This window comes from Mesorhizobium sp. B3-1-8 (assembly GCF_006439495.1).
In the GTDB taxonomy this organism is placed as follows: Bacteria; Pseudomonadota; Alphaproteobacteria; order Rhizobiales; family Rhizobiaceae; genus Mesorhizobium.
Window position 1 is genome coordinate 69,177 of the sequence record NZ_VFTK01000001.1, and the last position, 20,903, is coordinate 90,079.

The window sequence follows — 20,903 nt, forward strand, 5'->3', positions numbered from 1 at the left end:
TCCGACCTCTCCCACAAGGGAAGAGGTAGAAGGCGCCTAGCCGTGCGCCACCATCACGTGGCGGACGGCGGTGTAGTCCTCCAGCGCGTAGAGCGACATGTCCTTGCCGTAGCCGGACTGCTTCAGGCCGCCATGCGGCATCTCGTTGGTCAGCATGAAGTGCGTGTTGATCCAGGTGCAGCCATATTGCAGGCGGGCGGCCGTCGCCATGGCGCGCGAGACGTCTTTCGTCCACACCGACGAGGCCAGGCCGTAGTCGCTGTCGTTCGCCCAGTTCACCGCTTCATCGACGTCGGAGAAGCGAGTGACCGAGACGACCGGACCGAACACCTCGCGGCGCACGATCTCGTCTTCCTGCAGCGCGCCGCCGATGACGGTCGGCTGGTAGTAGAAGCCGGAGCCTTCGCCCGGCTTGCCGCCGGTGGTGATCTCGATGTGCTTCAGTTCCGAAGCGCGCTCGACGAAGCTCGACACGCGGTCGCGCTGGCGGCGCGAGATCAGCGGCCCGATCTCGTTCTCGGTGTCGTCGGGCTGGTTGTATTTGATGGTCGAGACGGCGGAAGAGAGGTCGGCGACGAGCTTGTCGTAGATCTTCTTGCCGGCATAGATGCGGCAAGCGGCGGTGCAGTCCTGGCCGGCATTGTAATAGCCGAAGGCGCGCAGGCCGTTGACCACCGCGCCGAGATCGGCGTCGTCGAAGACGATGACCGGTGCCTTGCCGCCGAGCTCCAGATGCGTGCGCTTGACCGACTTGGCGGCCGCCTGCAGCACCTTCTTGCCGGTGGCGACGTCACCGGTGATCGAGATCATGTTCACCTTGGGGTGGTTGATCAGCGTGTTGCCGACGCTGTCGCCGCGGCCGAGCACGACATTGACGACGCCCTCGGGCAGCACCTGGGCGAGGATCTTCGCCAGCTTCAGCGCCGTCAGCGGCGTCTGCTCCGACGGCTTGAAGACGACCGTGTTGCCGCCGCCGATCGCCGGCGCCAGCTTCCAGGCCATCATCATCAGCGGATAGTTCCAGGGCGCGATGGAAGCGACGATGCCGACCGGGTCGCGCCGCACCATCGAGGTGTGGCCCGGAATATATTCGCCGGCAACCTGGCCGGGCATCGAACGCACCGCGCCGGCAAAGAAGCGGTAGCAGTCGACGATCGCCGGAATCTCGTCATTGAGCACGGCGTTGATCGGCTTGCCGCAATTCAGCGCTTCGAGCGCCGCGAAGTCCTTCGCCTCGGCCTCGATGCGGTCGGCGATCTTGAGCAGATAGCCCGAGCGCTGCGCCGGCGTCGTGCGCGACCAACTGACGAACGCTCGTTCGGCCGCAGCGACGGCAGCCTCGATCTGCGCCGGACTCGCTTCGGGCAGGTTGAGGATCGTCGCGCCGGTCTTCGGATTGAGGATCGGCTCCTCCGTCTCGGTGCCCTTCTCGAATTTCGAGCCGATCAGCATCTGGGTGTCCATGGACGTCACTCCCTAATCAATTCGGTTATTTGCCCGAACCGGCGATCTGGTCGCCGTCACGGGTCAGGTAATAGGCAAAGAGGATCGGCAGCAGCGTCACCAGCACGACGACCATGGCCACGACATTGGTGACCGGGCGCTGGCGCGGGCGGATCAGTTCCTCCAGCATCCAGATCGGCACGGTCTGCTGCTGGCCGGCGGTGAAGGTGGTGACGATGACCTCGTCGAAGGAGAGCGCGAAGGCGAGCATGCCGCCGGCGAGCAATGCGGTTGCGATGTTGGGCAGCACGACATGCCGGAAGGTCTGAAAACCGTCGGCGCCGAGGTCCATCGACGCCTCGATCATCGAACCGGAGGTGCGGCGGAAGCGGGCGACGGCGTTGTTATAGACGACGACCACGCAGAAGGTGGCGTGGCCAAGCACGATCGTCCAGAACGAGAACGGGATGTCGGCCAGCGCGAAGGCCGAGCGCAGCGCAATGCCGGTGATGATGCCGGGCAGCGCGATCGGCAGGATGACCAGCAGCGAGATGGCCTCGCGGCCGAAGAAGCGCGTCCGCGAGACAGCGGCCGCGCAGAGCGTGCCGAGCACCAGCGCGATCGCCGTCGAGATGGCGGCGACGCGGACAGAGAGCGACAACGCATCCCAGACGTCCGGCCGGTTCCAGGTGACGGCGAACCATTGCGTGGTGAACCCCGGCGGCGGCCAGACGAAACTCTTCTCTTCCGTCGTGAAGGCATAGACGAAGATCAGGAGGATCGGCAGGTGCAGGAAGAGCAGGCCGCAGGCGGCGGCGATCTTCAGGCCGAGCGGAGCGGATTGGCCACGGTCAGAGCGCATCGAAAGCCCCCATGCGCTTGGCGCCCCAGAGATAGAAGCCCATGATGACGATGGGCACCACGGTGAAGGCGGCGGCCAACGGAATGTTGCCGGCGGTGCCCTGCTGTGAATAGACGGCCTGGCCGATGAACAGGCGCGAGGTGCCGATGATCTGCGGGATGATGTAGTCGCCCAAGGTCAGCGAGAAGGTGAAGATCGAGCCGGCGACGATGCCGGGCAGCGCCAGCGGGAACAGCACGTTGCGGAAGGTCTGGCCGGGCGAGGCGCCGAGATCGGACGAGGCTTCGACCAGATTGCCGGGCACGCGTTCGAGCGCGGCCTGCACCGGCAGGATCATGAAGGGCAGCCAGACATAGACGAAGACGATGAAGGTGCCGGTGAAGGAGACCGACAGCGAGTTGCCGCCGACGATCGGCAGCGACAGCCAGGCATCGAGCAGCCAGAGCAGGTTCAGCTTGGCGAGCAGCCAGGTGAGGATGCCCTCCTTGGCGAGGATCAGCTTCCAGGCATAGATCTTGACCAGATAGCTCGACCACAGCGGCAGCATGACGCCGAGATAGAACAGCGCCTTCCAGCGGCCGCGCGCATAGCGCGCAGCATAATAGGCGATGGGGAAAGCGATGATCGCCGAGGCAAGCGTGACGAGCGCCGCCATCGTCACCGTGCGCAGGATGATGTCGAGATTGGCGGCCTGGAACAGGTCGCCATAGGTCTTCAGCGTGAACTCGCGGTTGATGAGGCCGGAAAACTCGTCGATCGAGAAGAAGCTCTGCGCCAGCAGCGCGAACAGCGAGCCGATATAGACGATGCCGAGCCATAGCACGGGTGGCAGGAGCATGAGCAGCAGCAGAAGCTTCGGCTGCCGCCAGAAGAGATCGGACAGCGCGCCGCGCATGCCGCCGCTGCCGGGCAGGATGGCGGGGGTGGGGTTGGATTGAACAGCGGCGACGGTCATGGGGCCGCGCCTTGGAGGAAACATGAGAGGTCGCGATCCTTCGCCCCCCTCTCTGTCCTGCCGGACATCTCCCCCTCAAGGAGGGAGATTGGCTGTCCCTCCGGGTTTCGCCAATCTCCAACGAAGCAGAATTGGCGAGGCCGAGAAACTGCTGATCTCCCCCCTTGAGGGGGAGATGTCCGGCAGGACAGAGAGGGGGGCCTCGCGCCAACCTTCCTCATGCCGGCTCGTCCATCAGATGCAGGCTCTCGCGGTTGAAGGTGAGCATCACCGCCTCGCCTTCCGCCGGCAGCGCCGTGCCGGCCGGCACGACCGCGTGCAGCCTCAACCCGTCGGCGTCGAGCGCCAGCCTGGTCGTGGCGCCGAGGTAGTTGGTCCCGACCAGGCGCGCGGCGACGCCGTCGCCGCTGGCCGCGCTGGAGATGCGGATGGACTCCGGGCGCAGACTCCCCCAGCGATGCTGGCCGGAATAGCGCTGGACGAAATCCGGCGGCAGCACGTTGGACGAGCCGACGAAATCGGCGACGAAGCGCGTGTTCGGCCGCTGGTAGATATCTTCCGGAGTGCCGACCTGCATGATCCTGCCATCGTTGAAGACGGCGACGCGGTCGGCCATGGAAAGCGCCTCGCCCTGGTCGTGGGTGACGAAGACGAAGGTGATGCCGAGCACCTTCTGCAGCGATTTCAATTCCTCCTGCATGTTCTCGCGCAGCTTGAGGTCGAGCGCGCCGAGCGGCTCGTCCAGCAGCAGCACCTTGGGCTGGTTGACCAGCGCGCGGGCAAGCGCGACACGCTGGCGCTGGCCGCCGGATAGCTGGCCGGGGCGGCGCGCGCCATAGCCCGGCAAACGCACCAGCGACAGCGTTTCCTCCGCCGCCTTCAGCCGCTCGGCCTTGCCGACGCCCTTGACCATCAGGCCGTAAGCGACGTTGTCGAGCACGTTGAGATGCGGGAACAGCGCATAGTCCTGGAAGACGGTGTTGACGTTGCGGCGATAGGGCGGAACGCCCTCGGCGCGCGCGCCGAAGATGGAGATCGAGCCGGCCGTCGGCTGCTCGAAGCCGGCGATGAGACGCAGGCAGGTCGTCTTGCCGGACCCTGACGGCCCCAGCATGGCGAAGAACTCGCCCGGTACGATGTCGAGATCGACGGCGTCGACGGCGCGCACGTTGCCAAAATGGCGCGAGACTTGTTTGAAGGAAACGGCAGAGATCATGGGCCTGTCTGTCTATAGCCGGGCTGTCTATAGCCGGGTCTGGGAAATTCGCGCGGCGAACCACCTCCCCGCGAGAGGTCGCGGTTCAGCCTTGGGTGGGGATCGCCCCCACCCCGACACTGCATCTCGAACCTACCCCCGGAGGGGAGGACTAGGAGATCACCGGCCGCCGATGACGCCGATATAGTCCGACACCCAGCGGTAGTAAGGCACGCACTGGTCGTTCTGGCTGGCGCATTTCGACACCGGCGTCTTCCAGAACTTGATCTTGTCGAAATTCTCGTAGCCGTTGGTCTTGCAGCCTTCCTCGCCGAGCAGTTCGTTGCCCTTGCAGGCGGCGGGCACGACCGGCAGCGAGCCGAACCAGGCCGAGACGTCGCCCTGGACCTTCGGCGACAAGGAATGCTCGAGCCACATATAGGCGCAGTTCGGATGAGCGGCGTCGGCTTCCATCATGGTGGTGTCGGCCCAACCGGTGACACCTTCTTCCGGCACGGTCGAGGCGACCGGCTTCTTGGCGGCGACCAGCGTGTTGACCTGATAGGGCCATGAGCCTGAGGCGACCACGCCCTCGTTCTGGAAGTCGTCGACCTGGATCGCGGCATCGTGCCAGTAGCGGCCGACCAGCGTGCGTTGCGTGCGCAAAAGATCGAGCGCCGCCTTGTACTGGTCCTCATTGAGCTCGTAAGGGTCCTTGATGCCGAGTTCCGGCTTGTGGAACATCAAATAGTTGGCGGCGTCGGCGATGTGGATCGGGCCGTCATAGGCCTGGACGCGGCCCTTGTTCGACTTGCCGTCGGGAAGCTTCATTTCCTCGAAGACGACATTCCAGCTCTTGGGCGCTTCCTTGAACACTTCGGTGCTGTACATCAGGATGTTAGGGCCCCACTGATAGGGAACGCCGTAATGCACCTTGTCGAGGGTGAACCAGGGCGCATCCTTCAGGCGGTCGTCGACGGTCTTCCAGCTTGGGATCAGATCGGTGTTGATCGGCTGGACACGCTTGCCGGCGACGAGGCGCAGCGAGGCATCGCCCGAAGCGGTGACCAGATCGAAGCCGCCCTCGTTCATCAGCGAGACCATCTCGTCCGAGGTGTTGGCGGTCTTGACGTTGACCTTGCAGCCGCTTTCCTTCTCGAAAGCCGTCACCCAGTCATAGCCCTTGTCGGTCTCGCCACGCTCGATATAGCCCGGCCAGGCAACGATGTTGACCTCACCCTCGCCCTTGCCGAGTTCCTTGACCTGGGCGATGGCCTGACTGGAAAAAGTCAGTGCGACTGTCAGCGCCGTGCACGACTTCAGGAATGCATTCATCATCGATCTCCCATTGCTAGGGGCAGCGCTCTCAGGGCGCGGCTTTGTTCCCTGAACGAAAGGTGCTGTGAAAAATCCGGTTTCGCAAATTCATTTATCAGAAAGCCGATATCGGTTTTACCGATAGGTATCACAGTCGCTGACGCACCATCCGCTGCGACTGCGCGAGGCCGATGAAGTCGCGCGCGGCCTGCGGCAGGCCGGAGCCGCGGCGCCAGACGGTGCCGACCTGGACCACTGGCAGCGAACCGGAAACGTCGCGCGATTCGATGCGGTCGCCTTCCAGCGACCAGGGCCGGTAGACGAGGTCGGGCAGCAGCGCCACGCCGGCGCCGGTGGCGACAAGGCTGCGCACCGCCTCGACCGAGCGGGTGCGGAAGGCGACATGCGGCCGGGCGCCGATCGCCGACAACAGCTTGCCGGTGTTCTCCTCGATCTCGTCGACGGTGAGCATGATCAGCGGCTCGGACGCGATATCGCCGATCGAGATGATGTCGGCGCTGGCGAGCCTGTGGCTGAGCGGAATCCACAGCCGGTAGGCCGAAACTTCCAGGATTTCCGACTGCAGCGCCGTTCGGTCGCGCAGGTTGGACGTCACCATGACGGCGATGTCGAGCTTGCCGCCGACCAGAAGGTGCTCGAGATAGTCGCCATTGTCCTCGATGGCCGAAACCTCGACGCCGGGATAGGCGCGGCGGTAGCGGGCGAGCAGATCGGAGAGCACATAGCCGGCGACCAGCGAGGTGACGCCGAGCTGCAGGCGGCCGCCCGCGGCGGCCTGCTCGCTGGAGAAGGAACGGCGCGCATCCGAGACATCGGCCAGAATCTTGGTCGCGTGGCGCAGGAACTGGTGACCCTTGTGGGTGATGTTGAGGCCGCGCGGATGGCGCTCGAACAGCTCGACGCCGAGATCGCTCTCCAATTCCTTGATCGCCTCGGTGACCGAGGACTGGGAAATCGACAGGTTCTGCGCGGCGCCCGAGACGGTGCCCTGCTCGGCGACGGCGACGAAGAACTGCAATTGGCGGATGGTGAAAGCCATGGCCGGACTAAACACCGGCCAATGCGGTGCTGGGAAGTGGGCAAGGTCCAAAACTTGACGACCGCTCTATTTGTAACTATGTAAGTTACATGAAACGCAACAGCCGACTGTCCTCGACCCTGCATATCCTCGTCCATATGGCCGACGCGCCCGACCGGGCGCTGACCTCGGAGCAACTGGCCGGCTTCATCCACACCAATCCGGTGGTCGTGCGCCGCACCATCGCCGGCTTACGCGAGGCCGGCATCGTCACCTCGTCGCGCGGCCATGGCGGCGGCTGGCAGCTCGGCCGCGCGCCGGACAAGATCTCGCTGGCCGAGATCAGCGCCGCGCTCGGCGAAACGCTGCTGCCGTTCAGCACCGAGCCGGAAAGTCCCGGGTGCCTGGTCGAGCAGGCGGTGATCGCCGTGCTCGACGATTTTCGCCTGGAGGCGGAAAGGCTGCTCACTGAGCGGCTCAGCCATATCACGCTGGCCGACCTCACGGCCGACTTCCGCCGCCGTTATGACCTGATTGGAGTATCCAGCCATGCAGTATGATATGATCGTCGTCGGCGGCAGCTTTGCCGGCCTCTCCGCCGCCATGTATGCGGCGCGTGGGCGGCGCAAGGTGCTGGTGATCGATGCCGGGCAGCCGCGGAACCGCTTTGCCGAGCATTCGCATGGCTTCTTCGGTCAGGACGGGCGGGCGCCGTCGGACATCCTCGACGAGGCCAGGGCACAGTTGCTTGCCTATCCCACCGTCAAGGTGATGGACGGCCGCGCCGAGCGGGCCACCGCTGCCGGCACCGGCTTCGAGGTCCGGATGGACGATGGCGAGGGCTTCGGCGCGACACGGCTGGTGCTCGCCACCGGTGTCAGGGACATCCTGCCGGACGTTCCAGGACTTGCCGCGCAGTGGGGCAAGACGGTGCTGCATTGCCCCTATTGCCACGGCTACGAGGTGGCCGGCGGGCCGCTCGGCGTGCTGGCGACCGGACCGATGTCGCTGCACCAGGCCGAGCTGATTTCCGACTGGGGCGACGTCACGCTGTTCGCTGACGGCTTGTTCGAACCGGACACGGACCAGGCGCGGGCATTGGAGAAGCGCAACATCAGGTTCGAGCCGGCTAAAGTGGCGGAAGTGCACAACAACGGCGCCGACGGTCTGGTCGTCAGGCTGGATGGTAATCGCAGCGCAAGCGTGCGGGCGCTGTTCACCGCGCCGCGCAACGAAATGGCAAGTCCGCTCGCCGAGCAGCTGGGCTGCGCCTTCAACGAAGGCCCGCTTGGCCGGGCGATCGTCGTGGACGACAAGCAGCAGACATCGGTGCCCGGCGTCTTCGCGGCCGGAGACGCCGCGCGCCTGATGCACAACATCGCCTTCGCGGTGTCGGGCGGCGCGATGGCCGGGGTTGCGGCGCACCAGTCGCTGGTGTTCGGTTAGGCTCTCATTCCTTGGGCGCGTCAGGCTGCGGCAATACTGAGCCGGGCGCCGGCCTGGCTCAGCGCGGCGGCTATGTCGCGTGGCGGCGGCTGGTCGGTGACGAGCTCGGAAAAGCCGTCGAAGCCGCAGACCCGGACCAGTCCTTGGCGGCCGAACTTGGTATGGTCGGTGATGACCAGCGAGCGCTGGCCGCGCGACAGCACCATGCGGGCGAATTCCGCCTCTTCCAGCTCGTAGTCCGTGAGGCCGGCGGCGGCGTCGACCGCGCCGATCGAAATCACCGCGTGATCGACCGAAAAGCGGCTGACGAACTCGATCGCCGAGATGCCGAAAGCCGCGCCTGAATCGCTGCGCAGCTCGCCGCCGGCCATATAGACCTTGTTGCCGTTCACCGTCGCCAGCGTGCGGGCGATGTCGGAGGAATTGGTGACCACCGTCAGCCGGCGATGGCCGAGCAACTCTCGCGCGAGGAAGGAGGTGGTCGTGCCAGTGTCTAGCATGATCGCCTCGCCATCGCGGATCGTGGCCGCGACCATCCTGGCGATCAGGCGCTTGGCTTCGGCATTTTCGCGCATGCGCCGCTCGAATGGCGCCTCGCCCACCATCGAGGCAAGGCCCACGGCGCCATGCATCTTCAGCACCGACCCGTCGTCGGCCAGCGGCTTGACGTCGCGCCGCACCGTTTCCAGCGAGACGCCCAGACGTTCGGCAAGGCTGGCTATGGTGATCGTGCCCTCCTCGTTGAGGAGCCGCAGGATTTCGCCATGCCGTTTCGAATGGATCATGTGGATGTCCGGCACTTTGACCGAATTTAAGGCTTTGGCAACGCTTTGAAAGGAGTCGCTTATATTTTCGGGCAAAACACCCAAAAAAAGTCACAGCTTTTGATTGACAGCTCTGTCACCCTGGCATGACATTAACCTTGTGACAGGCTCGGAACTGCCGCGGGAGGGTGATGGCAGAGCCGCAGCCTAGTGACCAGATCGCCTGGAACCAGCCAGGCGCGAGCTTTTATCAAATCCGCGGGGGCGGATGCCGGGATATCATACCTGGCCAAGGGGCTCGTCGGTGCGGTGCGGGATACCGATCCTGGCGTCTCGCACCGACGAGGCTTTTTCATTTTTTGCCATCCTTGTTTTGGGCGGGGCCGGCTGAGGCCGGAACGAAGCCGTGAACGCCGAAGACCGCATCCGCGCCCTGCCGTGCTGGAACGGCGGCATCGAGATCGAGCCGCTGCCGGGCGGGCTCAGCAACGCCAATTTTGTCGTCACGGATGCGGCCGGGCGGCATGTCGTGCGCTTCGGCCAGGACTTCCCGTTCCACCATGTCTTTCGCGAGCGCGAGGTGATGACGGCGCGGGCAGCGCATGCGGCGGGCTTCGCGCCGGCCGTGCATTATGCCGAGCCCGGCATACTGGTGACGGAATTTCTCGGCGCCAAGACTTTCCTCGGAGAGGATGTGCGCGCCAATCTCGGCAGCGTGGCGGCTCTGCTGCGCGGCTTCCATCGCGAGATGCCGAACCACGTCTCCGGCGCCGGCTTCATGTTCTGGGTGTTCCACGTCATCCGCGACTATGCGCGCACGCTGGACGAAGGCGGCAGCCGAAAGAAGGATCAGTTGCCGCGCTATCTTTCGCTCGCCGACGAGCTCGAGCGGGCGCAGAAGCTTTTGCCGATCGTCTTCGGCCACAACGATCTTTTGCCGGCCAATATTCTCGATGACGGCAAACGGCTGTGGTTGATCGACTTCGAGTATGCCGGATTCAACACGGCGATGTTCGACCTCGCTGGCGTCGCGTCCAATGCCGGCATGAGCAACGACGAATCCTTCGCCTTCCTGACCGCCTATTTCATGAAGGAGCCGGACGGCGAAATCCGCCGTTCGCATGCCGCCATGCAATGCGCCTCGCTGCTGCGCGAGGCGATGTGGAGCATGGTCTCCGAGCTTTATCTCGACGCGCCCGGCATCGACTATGTCGCCTATACCGAGGAAAACCTCGTCCGGCTCGACGCGGCGCTTGAGAATTACTGGACGAAATACGGGACCAAGTCATGACTTTGCCCAGCCATGCCGAAATCGTCGTCATCGGCGGCGGCATCATCGGCTGCTCCACTGCCTATCATCTGGTACGCGACCACAAGGCCGATGTGGTGCTTCTCGAGCAGGGCAAGCTGACCTCGGGCTCGACCTGGCACGCCGCCGGACTGGTCGGGCAGTTGCGCTCCTCGGCCTCGATCACGCGCGTGCTCAAATATTCCGTCGATCTCTACAAGGGACTGGAGGCCGAGACGGGCCTGGCGACCGGCTGGAAGATGACCGGCTGTTTGCGGCTGGCGACGAACGCCGACCGTTGGACCGAATTCAAGCGGCTGGCGACCACGGCAAAAAGCTTCGGCATGGACATGCAGCTTCTGTCGCCTGCGGAGGTGAAGCGCATGTGGCCGCTGATGGAGACCGGCGATCTGGTCGGCGCCTCGTGGCTGCCGACCGACGGGCAGGCAAGCCCCTCCGACATCGCCCAGTCGCTCGCCAAGGGCGCGCGCATGCATGGCGCGAAACTGTTCGAGGACGTGCGCGTCACCGGCTTTGCGATGAAGGACGGCCGCATCACGGCGGTGAAGACTTCAAAAGGCGACATCGCCTGCGGCAAGGTGGTGAACTGCGCCGGGCAGTGGGCAAGGCAGGTCGGCGCGATGGCCGGCATCAACGTGCCGCTGCAGCCGGTCAAGCACCAGTACATCATCACCGAGAAGATCGAGGGACTGGCCAACGACGCGCCGACGATCCGCGACCCCGACCGCCGCACCTATTTCAAGGAAGAGGTCGGCGGGCTGGTGATGGGCGGCTATGAACCCAACCCGCAGGCCTGGACAACCAATCTCCCAGGGGGTGACGTCCCCAACGACTGGGAATTCCGCCTGTTCGACGACGACTACGATCACTTCGAACAGCATATGACCCAGGCGATCGCGCGTGTTCCGGCTCTGCAAACCGCCGGCGTCAAGCAGATGATCAACGGATCGGAGAGTTTCACGCCGGATGGCAATTTCATCCTGGGCGTCGCGCCCGAATGCGCCAACATGTTCGTCGGCGCCGGCTTCAACGCCTTCGGCATCGCGTCGGGCGGCGGCGCCGGCTGGGTGCTGGCGCAATGGGTGGTCGACGGCGAGGCGCCGCTCGACCTCTGGGTGGTCGACATCAGACGCTTCTCCGGCCTGCACCGCGACCGCGACTGGGTCAGCGACCGCACGCTGGAAGCCTATGGCAAGCACTACACGATCGGCTTCCCGCACGAGGAGTATCTGACAGGACGGCCGCGCATCGTCTCGCCGCTCTATGAGCGGCTGAAGACGCACCGCGCCGTGTTCGGCTCCAAGCTCGGCTGGGAGCGGCCGAACTGGTTCGCGCCGGACGGCGCGGCCGCCGAGGACGTCTATTCGATGGGCCGCCAGAACTGGTTCGGCCCGGTCGGCGACGAACACCGTCATGTGCGCGAGAAGGTCGGCATCTTCGACCAGTCCTCCTTCGCCAAATACGAGCTGACCGGCGCGGACGCGCTGAAGGCGCTCGATTGGATCTGCGCCAACGACGTCAACAAGCCGGTCGGACGGCTGACCTACACGCAGCTCCTCAACACGCGCGGCGGCATCGAGGCCGACCTCACCGTGTCGCGGCTCGGCGAGGAGCGGTTCTACATCGTCACCGGCACCGGCTTCCGCACGCATGATCTGTCTTGGATAAGCGACCATATCGGCTCGGGCCTCGACGCCAGGTTGAAGGACGTCACGGAAGATTTCGGCACGCTGTCGCTGATGGGGCCGCGCGCCCGCGACGTGCTGTCGGCGGTGACGGAGGCCGATGTCTCGAACGCCGCCTTCCCCTTCGGCCATGCGCGCGAGATCGCAATAGCCGGCCATAGCGTGAAGGCGCTGCGCGTCACTTATGTCGGCGAACTCGGCTGGGAGTTGCATGCGCCGATCGCCACCACCGGCGAGGTTTTCGACGCGCTGATGGCGGCGGGCAAGGCGCATGGCATTCGCCCGGTCGGCTACCGCGCGCTGGAATCGCTCAGACTGGAGAAAGGCTACCGCGCCTGGGGTTCCGACATCACGCCGAACGACACGCCGCTGGAGGCGGGGCTCGGCTGGGCGGTGAAGCTTCGCAAGAACACCGACTTCGTCGGACGCAGGGCGCTGGGGAAAGCAGCCGGCAAAGCGCCGACGAAACGTTTTGCCGGCTTCACCGTGGACGATCCCGAGATCGTGCTGGTCGGGCGCGAGACGATCCTGCGCAATGGCGAACCGGTGGGCTACCTCACCAGCGGCGGCCACGGCTACACGGTGGGCAAGAATATCGGCTACGGCTATGTGCGCAATGCCGACGGCGTCGGCGACGAGTTCCTTACCTCTGGCGACTACGAGTTGGTGGTGGCGATGGAACGCACGCCGGCAAAAATCCATCTCGAGCCGATGTACGATCCGGCCGGAGCAAGGATAAGGGCCTGATCCACGCAGAGCGGGTCAGCTGACGCGCAGCACAAGCCCCCTGCTCGGCACGGTATCGGTTTCGCCTGGCATCGAGGCATAAGGCGCCGTTTCCTCGACGCGCTTCAACCTGCCTTGAGCCTCAAGCCCGGCGATGCGCTCGGCGAAGCCGGCCTGCCAAAGCGTGTTCTTGACGGTCAGCACGATGACGCCGCCTGGACGGCAGATGCGGATCAGCTCGTCCAGTCCCTCGACCCCGACATGGCCCGAGGTGAAGACGCCCGCCGAAACAATGCCGGCATAGGCGCCGCCGGCGAAGGGCAAAGCGTCGCCCATCGCCAGGCGATGCAGCGCCGTGTAGACGCCCTTCGCGCCTGCCTTGTCCAGCATGCCTTGCGAGATGTCGAGCGCCTCGACCCTGGGATAGCCGGTGATGGCCAGCCATTCGCCGATCAGGCCGGTGCCGGCGCCGGCGTCGAGCAACGGTTCGGCGCCGCGCGGCAAGTGCCGGGCAAGCAGCGCAAGGCATATCGTCGGGTGGCGGTAGCCGGCGGCCGACATGTCGGCGTCATAGGTCTCGGACCAGCTGTCATAGATCGCCGCCACTTCCTCAGGCCGCTTCGCGGCGTAGGCCGCGCTTAGCGAGCCGCTGTGCTTGCCGTCCGCCATTTCTGCTCCCGCCGCCGATTCGTATCCGCAATGGTAGCCAAGCGGCAAAAACTGTGGAACCGTTCCGCTATAAAACATCGTGTGATGGTAAAGGGGATGACGATGGACGAGGCGCGCGCCGCGTTAGCCGCCATTCCGGCGCTGGCAGGCTATGACGGACCGCTGCAGCATTTGGGCGGTCTGACCAACATGGTCTACAGGGCCGGCGAAGCGTGTCTGCGCATTCCCGGCAAGGGCACGCAAGAATATATCAACCGCGCCAACGAGGCGGTGGCGGCGCGCGAGGCGGCCAGGGCCGGCGTCAGTCCCGAAGTGCTCTATGCCGATCCGGCGTCCGGCCTGATGGCGACGCGTTTTATTGCTGGCGCCGAGACGATGTCGCCCGAAAAATTCAAGGCGCGGCCGGGCAGCCCGGCGCGGGCCGGCCAGGCCTTCCACAAGCTCCACTCTTCCGGCGCGGCCTTTCCCTTCCGCTTCGAATTGTTCGCGATGATCGACGACTATCTCAAGGTTTTGTCGACCAAGGACGTGGCGCTGCCCGCCGGCTATCACGACGTGGTGCGCGAGGCGGAAGCTGTGCGCGCGGCCCTTGCCGCGCACGCAATCCCGCTCGCCGCCTGCCATTGCGACCCGCTGTGCGAGAATTTCCTCGATACCGGCGATCGGATGTGGATCGTCGACTGGGAATATTCCGGCATGAACGATCCGCTGTGGGACCTCGGCGACCTTTCGGTCGAGGGCAAATTCGATGTCGGCCAGGACGAGGAACTGATGCACGCCTATTTCGGCGGCGAGGCGAGGCCGGCGGAGCGCGGACGTATCGTCATCTACAAGGCAATGTGCGATCTGCTCTGGACGCTCTGGGGACTGATCCAGCTCGCCAACGACAATCCGGCCGACGATTTCCGAGCCTATGCCGACGGCCGCTTCGCCCGCTGCAAGGCGCTGATGGAGACAACGGAATTCTCCAGGCATCTGGCAGCGATACGCGCGGGTTAGTTCACGCCCTTCGGCACGTTCTCCGGCGGCACCTCGGTCTCCACCACCTTCTGGCGATGGAAGATGAACAGGCCGGCGAGCACGACGATGACCGCGCCGACCAGGATACGCGGCCCCGGGACATCGCCGAAGAACACGAGGCCGAAGACCACAGCCCACAGGAGCAGGGTGTAATGCAGCGGCGCCAGCGTCGAGGCCGGCGCCAGCTTCAGCGCCCTTGTGATCATCAGATGCGCGGCGCAAGAGACGACGCCGAGCAAAAGCATGGCTCCGAAATCGAGCGCCGACGGCGTGCGCCAGGCGCCGATGGTGAGCAGGCCGCCGACAATCAGCGTGCCGATGGTCTGCCAGGTAACCAAAGTCGTGTCGCTGGTGCCGCGCAGGAGACGGCCGAGGATGATAGCGAATCCGAAGGCGATGCTGCCCACGAGCGCGAAGGCCGAAGACAACGAGAAGGCCGCCGAGGACGGCTTCAGGATGATCAGCACGCCGCAGAAGCCGACCAGGATCGCCAGCCAGCGGCGCCAGCCGACCTTTTCGCCGAGCAAGAGATGCGACAGGGCCGCGACATAGATCGGCCCGGCCATGTAGAAGCTCATCACGTCGGCCAGCGGCAGGTAGACGACCGCGGCATAGAACAGCCCGGTATCGGTTGTGGTGGCCACGACACGCAGGAACTGCAAAACCGGCCGGTCCATGTGAAACAGCCTGGCCGTGCCCTGGTTGGCGATCATCGGACCCAGCACGATGAAGGCGCCGATCGAGCGGATGAGCACCACCTGTCCGACGGAGAAGCTCGCGACCAGCCATTTGCCCATCGCGTCGTTCAGCGCGAACATGAAGTCGCCAGCCAGCATCAAGAGGATGCCGGCGAGCAACATGTTCCTGATCGTGAAATTGCGCGCAAGGGACAGGGCCATGCCGGGTCCCTAGCCGCAAGCAGCCGGTTTGACGAGGGAAATCCGTAAGACCAGCGGAAATCGAGGCTGGCCGAAGCGCTGGAACTTCGTCATCCACGGGCGGAGCGGGAGCGAAGCGGACGCGCAGACCCGAGGAGGATCCATGCCGTGACCTCGCGCGAAGAGCGAAGGCGGCGCAGGACGGAGGCCATTCTGGACCGCCGCAAAGCTCGTACGTCACGGAATGGATTCTATGGTCTGCGCCGCGTCGCTTCGCTCCTTGCTTCGCCATAGAATGACGAAGTGACGAGCGTTTCAGCCAATAGCGAACCGTTCATGATACTTGCCTCGCCGGCCCAGGTGACTGGTCAAACCGGGAGGCAGAGATCTACGCTGTTTTATGCCTGCGGTTCACTTGGCCGGGCCTGCCCGCGATCGAAAGCCTGGTCTCCTGCCTGGTCCGCTCGGCCACGACCTTGCCCCTGGCAATGACGCAGAGGCGCTCGGGGCGCAGGCGAACGGCTTCGATCGCATTGCCGGCATCGAGCACGACGAGGCTCGCCCGCTTGCCGACCGCGAGACCCAGATGGTCCAGTCCCATGATGGCGGCGTTGACGTTGGTCACCATGTCGAAGCAGCGCGCCATGTCGGCCGGGCTCGACATCTGCGCGACATGCAGGCCCATGAAGGCGACGTCGAGCATGTCGGCGGTGCCTAGCGAATACCAGGGGTCGAGCACGCAATCCTGGCCCCAGCCGACGCGGATGCCGAGCGCCTGCATCTCCTTGACCCGGGTCAGGCCGCGCCGCTTCGGGAAGGTGTCGTGGCGCCCCTGCAGCATGATGTTGATCAGCGGATTGGGGATTGCCGACACGCCGGCCTCGGCGATGAGCGGCAAAAGCTTCGAGACGTAGTAATCGTCCATCGAATGCATGGAGGTGAGGTGCGAGCCGGCCACCCTGCCCTGCAACCCGAGGCGCTGCGTTTCATAAGCCAGTTGCTCGATATGGCGCGACAGCGGATCGTCGGTCTCGTCGCAATGCATGTCGACCATCAGGCCGCGTTTGGCCGCGATCTCGCAAAGCTCCGTGACAGAGCGCGTGCCATCGGCCATGCTGCGCTCGAAATGCGGGATGCCGCCGACGATATCGACGCCCTTGTCGAGCGCGCGGATGGTGTTCTTCAGCGCCGTCGGGGAGCGATAGAGGCCATCCTGCGGAAACGCGACAAGTTGCAGGTCGATATAGGGTGCGACGGTTTTCTTGACATCGAACAGCGCTTCCACCGCGAGCAACCGGTCGTCGCAGACGTCGACATGGCTGCGGATGGCGAGCAGGCCCATCGACACCGCCCAGTCGCAATAGGCGAGCGCGCGCTCGCGCACCGCCTCATGCGTCAGAAGCGGCTTCAACTCGCCCCAGAGCGCAATGCCTTCGAGCAGCGTTCCGGAAGCGTTGATGCGCGGGATGCCGTAGGACAGCGTCGCATCCATATGGAAATGCGGATCGACGAAGGGCGGCGAGACCAGATTGCCGCGGGCGTCGATCTCGGTCGGCGCGGAGCCCGGCAGTTTCTGCTCGACCGCCCGAATGGTTTCGCCGGCAATGCCGATATCGGCAATCCTGCCGTCCGGCAGCGTGCCGCCGCGCACGATGAGGTCGAAATCCATCTGTCGTCACCCTTTTCAAGAATCGGCAATCATCGTGGCCGAAAAGACAGCCTGGCGCAGCCTTTTCTTTCCCCGGGAGCCGAAAGGTTCCATCGCGCCGCAACTCGCTCTATAAGCCGCCTCTCGCCCTCGTGGCGAATCCGAAATTCTCGCAGCCAGACACAGGATCGGCCGTTGTTTCGCTTCTTCCGTTCCACGGAAAACCAGCGCCTCATAGCAAGGCTGGTGGGGGAATCCTTCCACGAGCATAAATTCGGCTATGGCGCAGCCATAGTGTCGATGCTGGTGGTGGCCGCCATGACTGGTGCCAGCGCCTGGATCCTGCGCGAGATCACCAACGAATTCGTCGTCTTCAAGAGGCTCGACCGTGTCAACATGATAGCGGCGAGCGTCGCGGGGATCTTCCTGCTCAAGGGCTTCGCAACGTTCGTGCAGGCCTATTGCATGAGCCGTGTCGGCAACGCCATCATCGCCGACCGGCAGCGCAAAATCTACGATCGCATCCTGGCGCAAGGCATCGAATTCTACCATTCGACCTCGTCGGCCGACCTGATCGCCCGCATGACCAACAACGCTCAGGCCGCGCGCAGCGTGCTCGACCTCGTCGTCACCTCCTATGTGCGCGACCTGGTGACCTTGATCGTGCTAGTCGCGGTCATGGTTTGGCAACAGCCGTGGCTGTCGCTGATCTGCTTTGCCGTCGGGCCAGTGGCGATCTATGGTGTCAACCGCATCCTGAAACGCGTGCGCAAGATCGCGTCCATGGAATTCAAGTCGCTTGGCCAGATCGTGCATGTGATGCAGGAGACGGCGATCGGCGTGCGCGTCGTCAAATCCTTCAACCTCGAAGGCGCGATGCGCAAGCGCATGTACAAAGCCGTCTCCGATGTCGAGAACCGCGCCAACAACATCGCGACACTGGAGGCAGCCACCAGCCCGGTGATGGAAACGCTTGCCGGCCTGGCGATCGCCGGGGCGGTCTTCGTCAGCGGGTTCCTGGTGCTGCAGGGCGGGCAAATGCCGGGCAACATCATGGCCTTCATCGCGTCGCTGCTCCTGGCCTATGAGCCGGCAAAGCGCCTGGCCCGCGTTCGCATCTCGCTCGAGACCGGCATCGTCGGCGTGCGCATGATGTTCCAGCTCGCCGACCGGCCGCTGACGCTCGCCGAGAAACCCGGCGCCACTCCGCTGCAATCCGGCCCGGGCGAAATCCGCTTCGACGACGTCGGCTTCGCCTATCCGGAAAGCGCGCCCGTGTTCGACGGCTTCAACCTGACGCTCAAGGCCGGCAAGATGACGGCGCTGGTCGGGCCATCCGGCAGCGGCAAGTCGACGATCCTCAACCTGATCATGCGCATGTACGACCCGCAGACCGGCAAGGTGATGTTCGACGGCCAGGACATCTCGTTCGCGACGCTCGATTCGCTCAGGCAGAAGATCGCCTATGTCAGCCAGGACACGTTCCTGTTCGCCGGCACCGTCATGCACAACATCCGTCTCGGCCGCGAGGGCGCGGCCGACGAAGAGGTGATCGCCGCCGCCAAGGCCGCCAACGCGCATGAGTTCATCAGCGCCATGACCAAGGGTTACGACACGGAGGTCGGCGAGAACGGTTCGCTTTTGTCCGGCGGCCAGCGCCAGCGCATCTCGATCGCGCGCGCCATGCTGCGCAACGCCGAGATCCTGCTGCTCGACGAGGCGACCAGCGCGCTCGACGCCGAGTCGGAAGCGCTGTTCCGCGACGCGCTGCAGCAGCTCACCGTCGGCCGCACGACCATCGTGATCGCGCATCGGCTTTCCACCGTGCACCAGGCCGACACGATCGTGGTGCTGGAAAAGGGCAAGGTGGTGGAAAGCGGCCCGCACAAGGCCCTGCTCAAGCAGGGCGGGCTCTACCAGAAACTTTATGAATATCAGCTGATGCCGTAGTGCGGCGCCTCTCCTTCTCCCCTTGCCGGAGAAGGAGAAGCGTTCATTACTCCGGCACTTTCCGCACAGCGCCCTTGTCGGCGCTGGTGGCGAAGGCGGCGTAGGCGCGCAGCGCGGTCGTCACTTTGCGCTTGCGCTTTTCGGTCGGCTTCCAGCCATCCGGGCCTTTCGCATTCATCGCCGTGCGGCGCGCTTCGAGCTCGGCGTCGCTGATGGCGAGCCGGATCGTGCGGTTGGGGATGTCGATCTCGATCGTGTCGCCTTCCTGGACCAGCCCGATCGCGCCGCCTTCGGCGGCTTCCGGCGAAAGGTGGCCGATCGACAGGCCGGACGTGCCACCGGAGAAGCGGCCGTCGGTGATCAGGGCGCAGGCTTTGCCGAGGCCCTTCGACTTCAGGTAGCTGGTCGGGTAGAGCATCTCCTGCATGCCGGGGCCGCCGCGCGGTCCCTCATAGCGGATGACGACGATGTCGCCGGCCTTGATCTCGTTGCCGAGGATCGCCTTGACGGAGGCGTCCTGGCTTTCGAAGACGCGAGCCGGGCCGGTGAACTTCAGGATCGATTCGTCGACGCCGGCGGTCTTCACGATGCAGCCGTCGAGCGCCAGATTGCCCTTCAGCACGGCAAGGCCACCGTCTTTCGAGAACGGCGTCTTGGCCGAGCGGATGACGCCTTTCTCCCGGTCGGTGTCGAGCTCGTCCCAGCGGCGGTCCTGGCTGAAGGCCACCTGGGTCGGCACGCCGCCGGGAGCGGCCAGGAAGAAGTCGCGGACGTTTTCGGCAGAGGTGCGCGAAATATCCCAATGGTCGAGGGCCTCGCCAAGGGTCGCCGTGTGCACAGTCGGCAGGTCGCGATTGATCAGACCGGCCTCGTCGAGCTGGCCGAGAATGGCCATGATGCCGCCGGCGCGGTGGACGTCCTCCATGTGGACGTCGGACTTGGCTGGCGCGACCTTGCAAAGCACAGGCACCTTGCGCGACAGCCGATCGATGTCCTCCATGGTGAAATCGACCTCGCCCTCATGGGCGGCGGCGAGGATGTGCAGAACCGTGTTGGTCGAACCACCCATGGCGATATCGAGCGCCATGGCGTTCTCGAAGGCGCCCTTGGAGGCGATGCTGCGCGGCAGTGCCGTTTCGTCGTCCTGCTCGTAATAGCGCTGGGCGAGATCGACGACGAGATGGCCGGCCTCGACGAACAGGCGCTTGCGGTCGGCATGGGTGGCCAAGGTCGAACCGTTGCCGGGCAGAGACAGGCCCAGCGCCTCGGTCAGGCAGTTCATCGAATTGGCGGTGAACATGCCGGAGCAGGAACCGCAAGTCGGGCAGGCCGACCGCTCGATGACCTTGACGTCCTCGTCGGAGATCTTGTCATCGGCAGCCGCGACCATGGCGTCGACCAGATCGAGCGCCTGCGCCTTGCCGGCCAGCACCACCTTGCCGGCCTCCATCGGTCCGCCCGAGACGAAGACGGTCGGGATATTGAGGCGCAGCGAAGCCATCAGCATGCCGGGGGTGATCTTGTCGCAGTTGGAGATGCAGACCATGGCATCGGCGCAATGCGCGTTGACCATGTATTCGACCGAGTCGGCGATCAGCTCGCGCGACGGCAGCGAATAGAGCATGCCGTCGTGACCCATGGCGATGCCGTCATCGACGGCGATGGTATTGAACTCCTTGGCGACGCCGCCCGCCTTCTCGATCTCGCGCGCGACAAGCTGGCCGAGGTCCTTCAGATGCACGTGGCCCGGCACGAACTGGGTGAAGGAATTGACCACGGCGATGATCGGCTTGCCGAAATCGCTGTCCTTCATGCCGGTTGCGCGCCACAGGCCGCGGGCGCCGGCCATGTTGCGGCCATGGGTGGTGGTGCGGGAACGATAGGCAGGCATCGAACTGTCCTTGCTGGCTGGCCGCGCCGATGCGCGGCGGGCGGCGCTCAAATTTTAGTCGGCAGCGGTTATAGCGATCACGGCCCGGCATGACCACCATTTTGCA

17 protein-coding genes are annotated in these 20,903 nt (G+C 64.8%); 6 read left to right on the forward strand and 11 right to left on the reverse strand.

Going from position 1 to position 20,903, the window contains the following annotated elements; translation table 11 throughout:
• Positions 1–36: 36 nt before the first annotated feature.
• From FJ424_RS00340 to FJ424_RS00370, 6 genes are all read right to left on the reverse strand, one after another.
• Positions 37–1,464 (reverse strand): gamma-aminobutyraldehyde dehydrogenase, encoded by a 1,428-nt coding sequence (locus tag FJ424_RS00340; RefSeq protein ID WP_140658347.1) that lies wholly within the window; start codon positions 1,462–1,464, stop codon positions 37–39.
• A gap of 25 nt (positions 1,465–1,489) precedes the next feature.
• Positions 1,490–2,305, reverse strand: a complete 816-nt coding sequence (locus tag FJ424_RS00345) for an ABC transporter permease (protein WP_140658349.1) — start codon at positions 2,303–2,305, stop codon at positions 1,490–1,492.
• On the reverse strand, positions 2,295–3,200 hold the full coding sequence (locus FJ424_RS00350) for an ABC transporter permease (protein ID WP_181182148.1): 906 nt from the start codon (positions 3,198–3,200) through the stop codon (positions 2,295–2,297). The genes FJ424_RS00345 and FJ424_RS00350 overlap by 11 nt, the downstream gene beginning before the upstream one ends.
• Positions 3,201–3,477: 277 nt before the next feature.
• Positions 3,478–4,476: an ABC transporter ATP-binding protein gene (locus tag FJ424_RS00360; protein ID WP_140650222.1), complete on the reverse strand. Its 999-nt coding sequence runs from the start codon at positions 4,474–4,476 to the stop codon at positions 3,478–3,480.
• Between the two features lie 159 nt (positions 4,477–4,635).
• Positions 4,636–5,790: an ABC transporter substrate-binding protein gene (locus FJ424_RS00365; RefSeq protein ID WP_140650779.1), complete on the reverse strand. Its 1,155-nt coding sequence runs from the start codon at positions 5,788–5,790 to the stop codon at positions 4,636–4,638.
• Positions 5,791–5,920: 130 nt separating this feature from the next.
• The gene (locus tag FJ424_RS00370; protein WP_140650225.1) at positions 5,921–6,832 is read right to left on the reverse strand and encodes a LysR substrate-binding domain-containing protein; all 912 of its coding nucleotides are present in this window, start codon (positions 6,830–6,832) and stop codon (positions 5,921–5,923) included.
• Positions 6,833–6,921: 89 nt separating this feature from the next.
• Here FJ424_RS00370 and FJ424_RS00375 point away from each other — a divergent pair, with 89 nt between their 5' ends.
• The gene (locus FJ424_RS00375; RefSeq protein ID WP_140650228.1) at positions 6,922–7,371 is read left to right on the forward strand and encodes an Rrf2 family transcriptional regulator; all 450 of its coding nucleotides are present in this window, start codon (positions 6,922–6,924) and stop codon (positions 7,369–7,371) included.
• Positions 7,361–8,257, forward strand: coding sequence for an NAD(P)/FAD-dependent oxidoreductase (locus FJ424_RS00380; protein WP_140650231.1), 897 nt, complete (start codon positions 7,361–7,363; stop codon positions 8,255–8,257). Before FJ424_RS00375 ends, FJ424_RS00380 begins: the two co-directional genes overlap by 11 nt.
• A 20-nt stretch (positions 8,258–8,277) precedes the next feature.
• Here FJ424_RS00380 and FJ424_RS00385 read toward each other — a convergent pair whose 3' ends face one another.
• Positions 8,278–9,042, reverse strand: coding sequence for a DeoR/GlpR family DNA-binding transcription regulator (locus tag FJ424_RS00385; RefSeq protein WP_140647059.1), 765 nt, complete (start codon positions 9,040–9,042; stop codon positions 8,278–8,280).
• A gap of 385 nt (positions 9,043–9,427) precedes the next feature.
• On the opposite strand from FJ424_RS00385, the gene FJ424_RS00390 reads away from it, so the two are divergent.
• Positions 9,428–10,312 carry a phosphotransferase family protein gene (locus FJ424_RS00390; RefSeq protein WP_140647058.1) on the forward strand — a complete coding sequence of 295 codons (885 nt, stop codon included), beginning with the start codon at positions 9,428–9,430 and terminating at the stop codon, positions 10,310–10,312.
• Positions 10,309–12,762 (forward strand): FAD-dependent oxidoreductase, encoded by a 2,454-nt coding sequence (locus FJ424_RS00395; RefSeq protein WP_140650233.1) that lies wholly within the window; start codon positions 10,309–10,311, stop codon positions 12,760–12,762. The genes FJ424_RS00390 and FJ424_RS00395 overlap by 4 nt, the downstream gene beginning before the upstream one ends.
• A gap of 15 nt (positions 12,763–12,777) precedes the next feature.
• On the opposite strand, the gene FJ424_RS00400 is transcribed toward FJ424_RS00395, so the two are convergent.
• Complete coding sequence (locus tag FJ424_RS00400; protein WP_140650236.1) at positions 12,778–13,410, reverse strand: class I SAM-dependent methyltransferase; 633 nt, start codon at positions 13,408–13,410, stop codon at positions 12,778–12,780.
• Positions 13,411–13,506: 96 nt separating this feature from the next.
• Between FJ424_RS00400 and FJ424_RS00405 the strand changes: the two genes are divergently transcribed.
• Positions 13,507–14,409: a phosphotransferase family protein gene (locus tag FJ424_RS00405; protein ID WP_140650239.1), complete on the forward strand. Its 903-nt coding sequence runs from the start codon at positions 13,507–13,509 to the stop codon at positions 14,407–14,409.
• Here the strand turns inward: FJ424_RS00405 and FJ424_RS00410 are convergent.
• Together FJ424_RS00410 and FJ424_RS00415 are read right to left on the reverse strand one after the other, a co-directional pair.
• Positions 14,406–15,329 (reverse strand): DMT family transporter, encoded by a 924-nt coding sequence (locus FJ424_RS00410; RefSeq protein ID WP_140647312.1) that lies wholly within the window; start codon positions 15,327–15,329, stop codon positions 14,406–14,408. The two genes, FJ424_RS00405 and FJ424_RS00410, sit on opposite strands and share 4 nt — an antisense overlap.
• Before the next feature lie 367 nt (positions 15,330–15,696).
• The gene (locus FJ424_RS00415; RefSeq protein WP_140650241.1) at positions 15,697–16,977 is read right to left on the reverse strand and encodes an amidohydrolase family protein; all 1,281 of its coding nucleotides are present in this window, start codon (positions 16,975–16,977) and stop codon (positions 15,697–15,699) included.
• 174 nt (positions 16,978–17,151) lie between these two features.
• On the opposite strand from FJ424_RS00415, the gene FJ424_RS00420 reads away from it, so the two are divergent.
• A complete protein-coding gene (locus FJ424_RS00420) occupies positions 17,152–18,906 on the forward strand; it encodes an ABC transporter ATP-binding protein (RefSeq protein ID WP_140650244.1) in 1,755 nt (584 codons plus the stop codon).
• Between the two features lie 46 nt (positions 18,907–18,952).
• Here the strand turns inward: FJ424_RS00420 and ilvD are convergent, their stop codons facing one another.
• On the reverse strand, positions 18,953–20,797 hold the full coding sequence (ilvD, locus tag FJ424_RS00425; protein WP_140650246.1) for a dihydroxy-acid dehydratase: 1,845 nt from the start codon (positions 20,795–20,797) through the stop codon (positions 18,953–18,955).
• Between the last annotated feature and the right edge of the window lie 106 nt (positions 20,798–20,903).